Below are 12,268 nucleotides of genomic sequence, written 5' to 3'. Positions count from 1 at the left end.
TTTCGGCGCGATGGCTGCCTCAAGCGCGAAACCGTTGGAGGCGCCGAGCGCCGCGCAGGCGAAAGCCAGACCTTGGAGAAAAGCGCGGCGCCCGCCATATCTCGAATAACCTGCCGCCCTTGGCGCATCGCCGCCTAGGGCGGCCGACTCCCTGGATATCGTCAATGTCTGAGCCCGCGATTAAATTGCAGAATATACATCTGAGCCTCGGGCGCGGCGCGGCGCGCGTTCACATTCTGAAGGGCGTTTCGCTCTCGATCGCGCGGGGCGAGAGCGTCGGCCTCGTCGGTCCCTCGGGCTCGGGCAAATCCACCCTGTTGATGGCGCTGGCGGGTCTGGAGCGGCCGGATTCCGGCGCGATCACGATCGCCGGCGAAAGCCTTGACGCCCTCGGCGAGGACGCGCTGGCGCGGTTTCGCGGCGCCAAGATTGGCATCGTGTTTCAATCGTTCCATCTGATCCCGACCATGACCGCGCTTGAGAATGTCGCCATCCCGCTGGAGCTCGCCGGCGCGCCGAACGCCTTCGCCCGCGCCGCCGATGAGCTTTTGGCGGTCGGCCTCAAAGATAGGGTCGCGCATTATCCGGCGCAATTGTCGGGCGGCGAGCAGCAGCGCGTCGCTCTGGCTAGGGCGCTCGCCCCGCGTCCCTCAATCCTGCTGGCCGACGAGCCGACCGGCAATCTCGACGCGGCTACGGGGGAAAGCATCATCGATCTCATTTTCGCGCTACGGCGGGACCGGGGCGCGACGCTGGTTCTCGTCACCCATGATCTTGGCCTCGCCGCGCGATGCGACCGCACTATCGCTTTCGAGTCCGGGCGGATTGTGTCTGGCGCGCGGGGGACTGAGGCGGCGCAGGCTGTTTCCTAGCCGGCGGCGCCGAGCAGGGCGGCTTCCAGCTCTTTGTCGAGATCGCGTCCAACGCCGGCGACGCGTTCGTCGCCGAATTGGCTGAAGAACGAGGACGGTCTGTCATATTCAAAGACGCCGCGGCCTTGTTCGTCCTCATAGAGCACGACGCGCAACGGCGCATAGAGCGCAGCGGCGAGCCGATGACGGGTCATCGTCGAGGCGGTCAGCGGATTGCCGATCTCATATTGGAGCGCATTGCGGGCTTGGCCTGCAATCTGCAGCAGCGCGCCATGATTGCGCTGCGCGAAGATCGAGAGCTTTGGGCCATGCTCCCCATAGTCTTTGGCGCGGATCTGGTCGCCCTCGCTCAACGACGCCACGATGCCCGGATCAAGCTGCGGAACGCTCGCCTCCAATTTGCGGCGCACCTCTTCAAAGGATTGTGCTGACCGGATCGTAATATGATCGATCGCGATCACGGCAAACGTCGTCGCAGGCTCCGGCATGGCGGTCTCCCTGGTTTCCTTGAGTCGATATCCGCGCGGCGGCATAGCGGCCGGCGGTTCCGGTCTGATCGGCTTGACGGATGAAATCAACGGTTCGCTGCTCGCGCCGCGCCGAAACGCGCCCGATAATGTCCGGGTGAAAGTCCCACCACTTTCAGAAACACCTTGCGGAAGGCGCCTGGGTCGGCATAGCCGACCGCAAAAGCGATCTCCTCGACGGAGCGGCCGGTAAACTCGAGCATCTCGCGCGCCTTGCCGACGCGCAGATGCTGGCAATATTCGAGGGGCCGCAGCCCTGTCGCTTTGCTGAAGCGGCGCAAGAAGGTGCGCTGCTCAAGTCCCGCCCGGGCGGCCATGGCGGGCAGGCTCGTCTCGCGCGCGCCCTGCGCCTGCAGCCAATGCTGCACCTTCAAGATGGCTTCGTCGCCATGGCGCAGTTTTGGCGCGAAATGGCTGTAAAAGCGCTGTTCGCGTCCCGGCGGGTCGACCAGAAGAAAGCGCGCCGTCTCCGCCATGATCGTCGGGCCAAGCAGACGGTCGATCAGCTTGAGGCCGAGATCGGTCCAGGCCATCAGGCCGCCCGCCGTGATGATGTCGCCGTCGTCGATGATGAGCTTGTCCGTATCGACGATGATCTGTGGATAGCGCTGCTGCAGCGTCTCGGCGTAGACCCAATGCGTCGTCGCCGCGCGCCCGGCGAGCAGCCCCGTCTCGGCGATGAGGAAGGCGCCGGCGCAGACCGAGCCGAGCGTTGCTCCGGCCGCATGCTGCGCCTTGAGCCAGAGGGCGAGCGGCGCCATCGCCTCGCGCGTTTGCAATTCGCCAAGGCTCGGCGGCGCGATGAGGATCGCGGGCGCGCCCGGCGCATCCGGGTTTGTATCGAAGACCCGCGCGGCGGCGCTCCCGGCGGGCCCCTCCAGCCGCCAGTGGCTGACCCGCAGGACGCAGGCAGAATTGTGCTCGCGCGCGAGCCGGTTGGCGACCTCAAAAAGATCGGTCAGCCCATGCACCGCCGCGAGTTGCGCGCCCGGATAAAGCAAAAGGCCGATCTCGGTCAGCGCGCCGGCCATCTGTCAGTTTTGCCCCGGACTATGTCGGTTCCGCCAATCGGCAGCGTAATCCAGCCCCTGTATCAAAGCCACAGGAAGGCGAGGGCCTCCGGCAACCGAACAGGAGAGTGTTAATGGCCAAGCGCGCGCTGATCGTCGTCGATCTTCAGAATGATTATTTTCGGGACGGCAAATTTCCCCTCATCGGGATCGAGGCCGCCGCCCGCAACGCCGCGCGCGTGCTCGCCGCCGCCAGAGCCGCGGGCGATCTCGTCGTCCATATCCGCCATGAATTCGCGAGCGCCGGCGCGCCCTTTTTCGAGCCGGGATCGGCGGGCGCGCAGATTCATGAGAGCGTGTTGAATGAGCAGGGCGAGACGGTCATCGTCAAGAACCACATCAATTCCTTCCGGGAGACCGGCCTCAAGGCGGCGCTTGAGCGCGCCGGCGTCGAAGAAATCGTCATTATCGGCGCCATGAGCCATATGTGCGTCGACGCGGTCACGCGCGCTGCAAACGACTTCGGCTATAAGGTCACGGTCGTGCATGACGCCTGCGCGACGCGCGATCTCGAATTCAACGGCGTGCGCGTCGAGGCGGCCAAGGTTCATGCGGCCTTCATGGCGGCGCTTGGCTTCGCCTATGCGGCGACGCCCTCGACCGACGCCTATCTCGCCGCGGCCGCCAGCGAAAAGACCGCCGCCTGAGTGGTGAACGCGCCGTCCCTCGCTGTCTTGCGCAAAAGCCTCCTTGCGCAAAAGTGACTTGGGGCGGCGCGGCGCGCTCTGCTAAGGAATCGGCCTCGCTCCGAAAAATTCGCGGTTGGCGCGATGCTTTGACGCCGTGCGCCCGCCTGGGATATTTGCTCGATGTGGCCGATCTATCTGCAATCGCTCGCCGGCGGCGCCCTCATCGGCCTCGCGGCGGCGCTCTACCTTATGATCGACGGCCGCATCGCCGGCGTCAGCGGCATTGTTAGCGGGGCGCTGTCCTGGCCGGGGGCGGGGAGCCTGCGCAATCTCGCCTTCGCGCTCGGGATTTTCGGCGGCCCCTTCATCTACAGGCTGGCCTTCGGCGCGTGGCCGGCCTCGCATATTGACGCCTCGCTTGTCGTTTTGGCGCTTGCCGGTCTGCTCGTCGGCTTTGGCGCGCGGCTTGGATCGGGCTGCACCAGCGGCCATGGCGTCTCCGGCCTCGCCCGGCTGTCGCCGCGCTCCTTCGCGGCCGTCGCGACCTTCATGACGACCGCCATTGCCGCCGTCGCGCTGATGAACGCGCTGGGGCTGACATGAACGCCCGGCGCGAACCTTCGCAACTCTTGGCGGCGCTTGGCTGCGGCGCGCTGTTCGGCTTTGGCCTTGCGCTCTCCGGCATGATCGATCCGGCCCGCGTGCGCGGGTTTCTCGATATTTTCGGCCGCTTCGACCCGAGCCTCGCCTTCGTGCTCGCCGGCGCGGTCGCGATCTCGTTCGTCGGGGTCAGGCTGTCGCATCGCTTGCGCCATCCTCTGCTAGACGACAGTTTTCATCTTCCGACGGGCAGAACCATCGATGCGAAATTGATCGGCGGCGCGGCCCTGTTCGGGATCGGCTGGGGCATGGCGGGATTGTGTCCCGGCCCGGCGATCGCCGCGCTGGCGCTGGGAAAAGGCGGCGTCTTCGTCTTCGCTTTGGCGATGGCCGCGGGGATTTTGATCCATGACCGCTGGCTCGGCGGGACCGCCGCAAAGCCGGTCGCGGCGCCGGGTCGGGCCGTAACAGCCGAGTCGGCCGATGCCTGACCCCAACGCCGGCCGCGTGTGAGCGAAAACCTGTTCGATATCGCCGGCGTCCATCCAGCCGCCGAAGAGTTTCGCGCCCTGCTGGAGGCGCCGGGCGTAACAATCGAGCGCATCGTCTCGCATGGGCAGGCGAGCCCGCCCGGATTCTGGTACGAGCAGGCGCGCGCCGAATGGGTGCTGCTTCTTGCGGGAGCGGCGGGGCTTCGCTTTGCCGATGAGGACGACGTCCGCCGCCTCGCGCCGGGCGACCATCTGTTCATCGCGGCGCTGCGCAAGCATCGCGTCGAATGGACCGCCGCCGGGACGGCGACGATCTGGCTCGCCGTCCATTTCGGCTGAACAGGTTGCGCAAACATGCGCGCGCCGCGCAGAAAGTTGATTTGATGGAGCAGCTCGACGTCGCCGCCGGCTCGGCCCCCGCGCAATCCCTGGCGCGGCGCGGCTGGCGCGCGCCGCTCGCCCTGAAATTCGCCTTGCGCGATCTGCGCGGCGGCCTGTCGGGCTTTGTTATTTTTCTCGGCTGCATCGCCGTCGGCGTCGCCGCAATCACCGGCGTCGGCTCGCTCTCGCTGTCGCTGAAGGACGGCCTCGCGCGCGAAGGCGGCGCGATCCTTGGCGGCGACGTCTCCTTCGATCTCGCCCAGCGCGAGGCGAGCGGGGCCGAGCGCAGCTTTCTCGCCGGCGCGGGCCGCGTCTCCAGCGTCGTCCTGATGCGGGCCATGGCGCGTCCAGCCGGCCAACTTGCCGGCGAAGCTGCCGGCCAAGCGGGTGGCCAATCGGCTGGCAATGTGGCGATGGTCGAGATCAAGGCGGTCGACGGCCTCTATCCGCTCGCGGGGACGATCAGTCTTGAGCCGGCGACCTCGCTCGCCGACGCGCTGTCCGAGCGGGACGGCGTCTTTGGCGTCGCCGTCGATCCCGCCCTGGCGCCGCGTCTTGGCGTTTCGCCTGGGGCTGAAATCCGCATCGGCCAGGGGCGCTACCAGCTTCGCGCCATGCTGACGAAAGAACCGGATCAACTTGCCGGAGGCGTCGGCTTCGGACCGCGCGTGCTGATGAGCGACGCGGGACTGCGCGCGAGCGGCCTTTTGCAGCCGGGCGCGCTCGCCCATTTCGTCTATCGCGTTGCGCTTGGACAGGCAGAGGCGCCGGCGTCGGACGCCGCCGTCGAGGCTTTCGCCGACCGCGCTCGCGCGGAGGTTCAGGGCGCGGGCTGGGAAATCCGCACGCGCAAAAATATCTCGCCGCAGTTTTCCCGCAACCTCGACCGTTTCACGCAATTTCTGACGCTGGTCGGCCTCTCGTCGCTGATCGTCGGCGGCGTCGGCGTCGCCAATGCGGTCCGCGCTTATATCGCCCGCAAGCGCACGACGATTGCGATCCTGAAATCGCTCGGCGCCAGCGGTTCGCGGGTTTTCGCCGTGATGCTGATCGAGATCATGCTTGTCGCCTTGATCGGCGTCGCGCTGGGGGCCGTCGTCGGCGCTCTCTTGCCCTATATCGCCGCCGCCGCCTTCGGCGATCTGCTGCCGTTCCCGCTCGCGCCCGCGATCCACGCAAGGCCAATGTTCGAGGGCGCGCTCTATGGGCTCTTAACTGCGCTCGCCTTCGCCGCGCTGCCGCTCGGGCTCGCCCATGACGTTCCCGCGACGGCGATTTTTCGCGACGCGATCGAGATTGTCGCCAGCCGGCCGCGGGCGCGCTATATCGCCATCGCTTTCGCGGCGGCCGCGGCGCTGCTCGTCTCTGCCTTGATCCTCGCCGGCGACCGCAAGCTCACCCTGATTTATGCCGGGGCGACGCTCGCCGCGCTGGCGGCGCTGCGGCTCGTCGCTTTTCTGATCATGCGGATCGCGCGCAAGCTGCCGCGCGCGCGATGGCTGCCGTTGCGCCTCGCCATCGCCAATATTCATCGCCCCGGCGCCTTGACGCCCTCCGTCGTGCTATCGCTTGGCCTTGGCCTCGCGCTGCTCGTCGCTTTGGTGCTGATTGACAATAATATCCGGGGCGAATTGAAAACAGCGGGCGCGGGCGAGGCGCCAAGCTTCTTCTTTCTCGATGTGCCGAGCGCGCGCGCCGACGAATTTTCGCAATTCGTCAGGCAGAAGGCGCCGGAGGGCAAGCTTGCGCTCGTGCCGATGCTGCGCGGCCGCATCGTCGAGCTGAAAGGCGTCGCGGCCGAAAAAGCGCAGCCGAAAGAGAGCGCCGCCTGGGCGCTGCAAGGGGATCGCGGGATCACTTTCGCGGATGCGCCGCCGCAGGGCTCGAAGCTGATCAAGGGCGAGTGGTGGCCGAAAGATTACGCGGGCCCGCCTTTGATTTCCCTCGAAAGCCAGATCGCCGACGGCCTTGGGCTCGAAATCGGCGACAACGTCGCCGTCAATGTGCTGGGCCGGAGCATCACCGGCAAAGTCGCGAATATCCGGAAAATCGACTGGCGCGTGATCGGCATCAATTTCGTGCTGGTGTTCTCCCCGAACACCTTCGCGGGCGCGCCCTATAATGATCTTGCGACGCTTTCGTTGCCGGGCGCCGGAGCGGCGCGCGAGATGGCGCTCGCCCGCGACGTCGCTTCGGCTTTTCCGGCAATTACCAGCGTGCGCGTCAAGGACGCGCTGGAATCGGCGGCGGCGATCGTGTCGCAGCTCGCCAGCGCGGTGCGCGGCGCCTCGAGCGTGGCGCTGGTGGCGGCCATCCTGGTGCTCGCCGGCGCCGTCGCGGCCGGGCAGCAGGCGCGCATCCATGACGCCGTCGTGCTGAAAACCCTCGGAGCGACGCGCGGCCGGCTGCTGACCGCTTTTGTGGCCGAATACGTTCTCATTGGCCTCGCGACGGCGCTGTTTGGCGCGGCGGCGGGGACGGCGGCGGCCTATGGAATCGCGAAATCCGTGATGAACATCGATTTCACTTTCTTCTGGCCGCAGGCGCTGGCAGCGGCGGTGGCGGCGCTGCTTTTCACCGTCCTGCTCGGGCTGATCGGAACCTGGCGCATTCTCGGCCGCAAGGCGGCGCCCTATCTGCGCGATTTATAGATCGACGCGTCAGAGCTCGTGAGAAGGCTCCTTTGGCGTTCTTTAAGTATTTTCCTATAGCGAAAGTTCTATGGCTTTTGCGATAGCCTCGGGGCGGCCCGAGATGGCGCAAACCTTAAGTATTGTTCATGTTAAGCTCCCTTGTACGGTCTTCGCTGCTAGGCCATATTGCAGCTACGACCGCCTTCTGTGGCGGCAGCCGGAGGCGCCGTGGCCTCCCCAACTTTTAGAGGAAACTCATGTCCGACTTTGACCGCAACGCAGGCGCCCGCTGGGGCCAGGGCGTCGCTCGGGCCGGTCGCGCCGAAATTGACCAGGGCCTGCGCACCTATATGCTGGGCGTTTACAACAACATGATGGTCGGCCTTGCGCTCACCGGTCTTGTGGCGCTTGGCGTGAATATGCTCGCGGTCGCCGGCGATTCCTCGCAGGCGGTCGCCCAGATGGGCCGCATTCCGCTGACGGCCTTCGGCGCGGCGATCTATGGCAGTCCGCTCAGATATGTCGTAATGCTCGCCCCGCTGGCTTTTGTGCTGTTCTTCTCGTTCCGAATCAACCAGATGTCGGCCTCCTCGGCGCGCATCATGTTCTTCGCCTTCGCGGCGACCATGGGCCTGTCGCTGTCGTCGATCCTGCTGATCTATACCGGCGCCTCGATTACGCGGGCCTTCTTCATCACAGCGGCGGCGTTCGGCGGATTGAGCCTTTACGGCTATACGACCAAGCGCGATCTTTCGGCGATGGGCTCGTTCCTCGTGATGGGCCTGATCGGCCTCGTCATCGCCAGCGTCGTCAATCTGTTCGTGCAGAGCACGGCGTTCCAGTTCGGCCTGTCCATCCTGTCGGTCCTGATCTTCTCGGGCCTCACCGCATGGGACACGCAGTCGATCAAGGAAATGTATTATGAGAGCGACGGCTATGAGGTCGCGACCAAGAAATCGATCAACGGCGCGTTGATGCTGTATCTCGATTTCATCAACATCTTCCAGTCGCTTCTCTTCCTCAGCGGCGACCGGAACAACTAAGCCTGGTGTGATTTGATCAGAGGGAAGGCTCCGCTCAGGCGGGGCCTTTTTTCATTTTCGGCCTGGTCTCAGCCGGAGACCAGCCGCAGCCGCTTGTCGAGCACGGCGAGGACGCGGCGCAGATCGCCGCCGCGCTTCAGCACCAGCCCGCCCGTCGCGACAACCGCATAGGCGCCCTGCTTCTTGGCGAGCTTCGGCGTCTTCTCGATCCGGTAAAGCGCGCATTCGCTGGCGCGGCGATAGACAGAGAAAATGGCCTGCTGCGGCGTGAAATCGACCGCGTAATCGCGCCATTCGCCCTCGGCCACCTTGCGGCCATAGAGGTTCAGGATCTCGCGCAATTCGGACCGGTCGAAGGAGACGGGCGCGGGAGATAGCGGCGCCGAGCGGAAGGCGAGCGGAGGGGCGCGCGTCTCGGCTGCCGGATTTGCCTCTTCGGCGGTCTCCAAATCGCTCATGCCGTCTTCTGTTTTTGACCCCGACGCGGCATCATTGCGCGCTGCTCCGGCTTCATCAAGGGCTTTTCTGACGGTTTAGCGACAGAGCGATCCGCCTCGGTTGCCCTTGGCCGCTCTTGCGCGGGAGCGAAGCAAGCGCGATATCTGCGGTTTGGAGCGAGCCGCTGGCCTCCTGGCAAAGGAAGGCGGGCGGGGTGGTTCGCAAACGCATTCACACCGCGTCGCGGGCCGGCGAAGATCGGCCCGAAGCGCTCGAAAAATTCTTGGAGCATCCTGTTCAAATGACTGAAGCCGCTGGACAATCCCAAGCATTTCAAGCCGACGTCGCAAGGCTGCTGCACCTCATGGTGCATTCGATCTATTCCGATCGCGACATTTTCCTGCGCGAGCTTTTGTCCAACGCCGCCGACGCCTGCGAAAAGCTGCGCTATGAAGCGCTGGCGAATGCCGAATTCGCCGCCGCGCCGTTCAAAATCGTGATCGCGCTCGACAAGGAGGCCGGCGTCCTCAGCGTCGAGGACAATGGCGTCGGCATGACCCGCGAGGAGCTCGCCGATTCGCTGGGCACGATCGCCCGCTCGGGAACGCGGGCCTTTCTCGACCGGCTTGGCGCGCGGCCGGAGGCGACCGAGGGCGGCGACGACGCGGAAACGGCGGAGGCGGAAGCCGGCGCGGAAAAAAATCCGCATGTGGATCTCATCGGCCAGTTCGGCATCGGCTTTTATTCGGCCTTCATGGTCGCCGATCGCGTCGACGTCTATTCGCGCCGCGCCGGTTCGAATGAAGCCTTTGTCTGGAGCTCCGACGGCAAGGGGGCCTTTACCATCGCGCCGCTCGCCCTCGATCAGGCGCCGGAGCATGGAACGCGCGTCGCGCTCCATATCAATGAGTCCTCGAAGGAATATCTCGATCCTTACAAGATCGAGCAGATCGTGCGCGAACATTCGAGCGCCCTCGCGGCCCCGATCGATCTTGTCGAAAGCCCCGGCGCCGAGCCGCGCCGCCTCAGCGACGGGCAGGCGCTCTGGACCAAGCCCAAAAGCGCGATCAAGCCCGAGGAATACGCCGATTTCTACCACACGATCTCGGGCCAGTTCGACGAGCCCGCGCTGACCGTGCATTGGCGCGCGGAGGGACGGCACGAATATACGGTGCTGGCCTTCGTGCCGTCCTCGCGGCCGTTCGACCTGTTCAATCCGGAGCGCCATGGCCGCGGCAAGCTTTATGTGCGCCATGTCCTGATCAGCGACGACGCCGAGATCCTGCCAAGATGGCTGCGTTTCGTGCGAATTGTCGTCGATTCGGCGGATCTGCCCCTGAACGTCTCGCGCGAGATGATCCAGGAAAGCCCGGTGTTCGGCGCGATCAAGAAGGCGGTAGCCAATCGCCTCTTGCAGGAGCTGGTGAAGCTCTCGGAAAGCGATCCGGCCAAATTCGCCGAGGTGTGGAAACATTTCGGCGTGGTTCTCAAAGAGGGTCTCTATGAGAGCCCCGAGAAGCGCGACGCCCTGTTCGATCTCGCGCGCTTCGCCAGCTCGACCCATCCCGAGGGCGGCCGCACGCTGAAGGAATATGTCGCCGGCCTCAAGGAAAACCAGACCGCGATCTATTATCTGCTGGGCGATGATTTGAAGCGCCTCGCCGCAAGCCCGCAGCTTGAAGGTTTTGCGGCGCGGGGCGTCGAAGTTCTCCTGCTGCCCGATCCAATCGACGCTTTCTGGGTCGGAACGGCGGCGGGCTATGACGGCAAGCCATTCAAATCCGTGACGCAGGGCGCGGCCGATATCGCCTCCATTCCGCGCGTCGACCCCAAGCCCGACGCCGACAAGGATGCGCCGCAGCCGGCCAATCTCGCGGCCCTCTTCGCCCTGATGAAGCAGACGCTGGAAGGCGCTGTCGAGGAGGTGCGAGCCTCGGACCGGCTGGCGCAAAGCCCGGCCTGCCTGATCGCCCCTGAGCGCGGGCCGGACCGGAGGCTGGAGCAATTGCTGGCCGAGCACGGCCAGCTTGGCGCAGCGACGAAGCCGATCCTCGAGATCAATCCGAAACATCCGCTGATCGAGGCGCTTGCCGGGCTGATCGGATCGCCGGACAAGCAGAAGATCGAGGACATCACCTGGCTGATTTTCGACGAGGCGCGGCTGATGGAGGGCGAGAAGCCGCAGAACGCGTCGGATTTCGCGACGCGGCTGACGCGCATCCTGATTGAGGCTGCGGCGCGGCCCGCGGCGTGAGCGCCGCGCGCGAGGCGCCCGGGCGTTTGGCGCCGCCGTCCGGCTTCGATGCAAACACGCCGCGCGATCGCGCGCGCCGGATCCTTTCCGGCGCCCTTGCCGAGGCGGGCGTTCCATCGGCTGACCTTGACGCGCGGCTGCTTCTTTGCGCGGCGCTCGGCCTCGACCACGCCGGGCTGCTGCGCGATCCCGGCGCGCCGCTCGGCGCGCGCGGCGCGCAAGCGCTCGAACGCATGGCGGCGCGGCGGCTCGCCCGCGAGCCGACCTCGCGCATCCTTGGCGCACGCGAATTCTGGGGCGCGCGTTTTCATCTCGGCCCCGCCGCCCTCGACCCGAGGCCGGACACCGAAACGCTCGTCGAGGTGGTCCTCGACGCCGTCGGCGCCGAAACGGGCAGGGCCTGGCGCATCCTCGATCTTGGCGTTGGCTCCGGCGCGCTTCTTTGCGCGCTGCTCGCCAGCCTGCCGAACGCTTTCGGGGTCGGCGTCGATCTCGCGCCGGCCGCCTGCGCGATCGCGGACAGGAATCTCGCGGCGCAGGGGCTGCAAGGCCGGGGCAAGCTCATCTGCGCAGATTGGGCGGCGCCGCTGGAGGCGCGGAGCGCGGCGCGCTTCGACATCATCGTCTCCAATCCGCCGTATATTTCGCGCGGGGATATCGCTCGTCTCGAGCCGGAGGTGCGCATTTACGATCCGCTGCTCGCGCTCGACGGCGGCGAGGACGGCCTCGACGCCTATCGGGCGGTCATTCCGACTGCGGCGCGGCTGCTCGCGCCGGAGGGCTTCGTCGCGCTCGAAATCGGTCAGGGACAAGGCAAGGACGTCGACGCTCTGCTGCGGGACGCTTCGTTTTCGGCGCGAAACTTCAGACTTGACCTCGGCGGCGTCGAACGTATTATCCTCGCCAAATTCGCCTGAGCCTCGACTCGGCGCGTAGAGCGGGATGCTCGTTTGCGAGGATAATTTCCGAACCTATTTCTGCAAAAGCGCTTGGCGTTTCAAGCGAAAGCGGCTAGTTTCACGCAAACAAGGATTGCCCTTTCGCTCGTGTAAAGCTGCGGTCAGCGTCGAGATGTCGTCGTCTTCGCCCGATACGCAGTGTGTGAAATAGGGTTGGTCCGTTCCGGCAAAGCTGAGACGCTCGGCTAAACCGAGGCAAACGTCCCAAAGCTCTAAGATCCTGTTGCTCCAGGATCGAAGATTGATGCCGCGAAATTTCGCGAGTATCGCCACCGGCTGGAGAGCCAAGAACATCAGCTTGCGCCATTGCTCTTTGGCTTAATGGTTCGATAAGGACCGAAAACGACTCGCCTTTGGCGACGGTCGGGGGT

General features: G+C 65.5%; 13 protein-coding genes. 9 read left to right on the top strand and 4 right to left on the bottom strand.

The annotated features are described in order from the left end of the window. The first annotated feature begins 164 nt into the window (after window positions 1-164). Window positions 165-872, top strand: coding sequence for an ABC transporter ATP-binding protein (locus tag MSIL_RS09805; RefSeq protein WP_012590935.1), 708 nt, complete (start codon window positions 165-167; stop codon window positions 870-872). Here MSIL_RS09805 and MSIL_RS09800 read toward each other — a convergent pair. Further along, a complete protein-coding gene (locus MSIL_RS09800; protein WP_012590934.1) occupies window positions 869-1,360 on the bottom strand; it encodes a DUF302 domain-containing protein in 492 nt (163 codons plus the stop codon). The two genes, MSIL_RS09805 and MSIL_RS09800, sit on opposite strands and share 4 nt — an antisense overlap. Before the next feature lie 86 nt (window positions 1,361-1,446). Beyond that, a complete protein-coding gene (locus MSIL_RS09795; protein WP_012590933.1) occupies window positions 1,447-2,430 on the bottom strand; it encodes a GlxA family transcriptional regulator in 984 nt (327 codons plus the stop codon). A 113-nt stretch (window positions 2,431-2,543) separates the two neighbouring features. Between MSIL_RS09795 and MSIL_RS09790 the strand changes: the two genes are divergently transcribed. The 6 genes from MSIL_RS09790 (at window position 2,544) to MSIL_RS09765 (ending at window position 8,246) form a co-directional block, all read left to right on the top strand. Next, entirely contained in the window at window positions 2,544-3,116 is a 573-nt protein-coding gene (locus MSIL_RS09790; protein ID WP_012590932.1) for a cysteine hydrolase family protein, read from the top strand. A 162-nt stretch (window positions 3,117-3,278) separates the two neighbouring features. Beyond that, window positions 3,279-3,701 carry a YeeE/YedE family protein gene (locus tag MSIL_RS09785; protein WP_012590931.1) on the top strand — a complete coding sequence of 141 codons (423 nt, stop codon included), beginning with the start codon at window positions 3,279-3,281 and terminating at the stop codon, window positions 3,699-3,701. Further along, window positions 3,698-4,189 (top strand): YeeE/YedE family protein, encoded by a 492-nt coding sequence (locus MSIL_RS09780; protein ID WP_012590930.1) that lies wholly within the window; start codon window positions 3,698-3,700, stop codon window positions 4,187-4,189. Before MSIL_RS09785 ends, MSIL_RS09780 begins: the two co-directional genes overlap by 4 nt. An 18-nt stretch (window positions 4,190-4,207) precedes the next feature. Next, window positions 4,208-4,528: a cupin domain-containing protein gene (locus tag MSIL_RS09775; RefSeq protein WP_012590929.1), complete on the top strand. Its 321-nt coding sequence runs from the start codon at window positions 4,208-4,210 to the stop codon at window positions 4,526-4,528. 44 nt (window positions 4,529-4,572) lie between these two features. Continuing rightward, window positions 4,573-7,221: an ABC transporter permease gene (locus MSIL_RS09770; protein WP_012590928.1), complete on the top strand. Its 2,649-nt coding sequence runs from the start codon at window positions 4,573-4,575 to the stop codon at window positions 7,219-7,221. A 239-nt stretch (window positions 7,222-7,460) separates the two neighbouring features. Continuing rightward, complete coding sequence (locus MSIL_RS09765) at window positions 7,461-8,246, top strand: Bax inhibitor-1/YccA family protein (RefSeq protein WP_012590927.1); 786 nt, start codon at window positions 7,461-7,463, stop codon at window positions 8,244-8,246. A 68-nt stretch (window positions 8,247-8,314) separates the two neighbouring features. On the opposite strand, the gene MSIL_RS09760 is transcribed toward MSIL_RS09765, so the two are convergent. Then, complete coding sequence (locus MSIL_RS09760; RefSeq protein ID WP_012590926.1) at window positions 8,315-8,704, bottom strand: DUF2794 domain-containing protein; 390 nt, start codon at window positions 8,702-8,704, stop codon at window positions 8,315-8,317. Between the two features lie 281 nt (window positions 8,705-8,985). On the opposite strand from MSIL_RS09760, the gene htpG reads away from it, so the two are divergent. Both htpG and prmC read left to right on the top strand, forming a co-directional pair. Continuing rightward, window positions 8,986-10,938, top strand: a complete 1,953-nt coding sequence (htpG, locus tag MSIL_RS09755; RefSeq protein ID WP_012590925.1) for a molecular chaperone HtpG — start codon at window positions 8,986-8,988, stop codon at window positions 10,936-10,938. Window positions 10,939-10,964: 26 nt separating this feature from the next. Continuing rightward, on the top strand, window positions 10,965-11,855 hold the full coding sequence (prmC, locus tag MSIL_RS09750; protein WP_012590924.1) for a peptide chain release factor N(5)-glutamine methyltransferase: 891 nt from the start codon (window positions 10,965-10,967) through the stop codon (window positions 11,853-11,855). Between the two features lie 54 nt (window positions 11,856-11,909). Here prmC and MSIL_RS09745 read toward each other — a convergent pair whose 3' ends face one another. Next, window positions 11,910-12,191, bottom strand: coding sequence for a hypothetical protein (locus tag MSIL_RS09745; protein ID WP_041367848.1), 282 nt, complete (start codon window positions 12,189-12,191; stop codon window positions 11,910-11,912). Between the last annotated feature and the right edge of the window lie 77 nt (window positions 12,192-12,268).

This window comes from Methylocella silvestris BL2, from assembly GCF_000021745.1.
In the GTDB taxonomy this organism is placed as follows: domain Bacteria; phylum Pseudomonadota; class Alphaproteobacteria; order Rhizobiales; family Beijerinckiaceae; genus Methylocapsa; species Methylocapsa silvestris.
The sequence above is the reverse complement of the archived record's forward strand: the minus strand, read 5'-3'. Positions and strand labels throughout refer to the sequence as shown.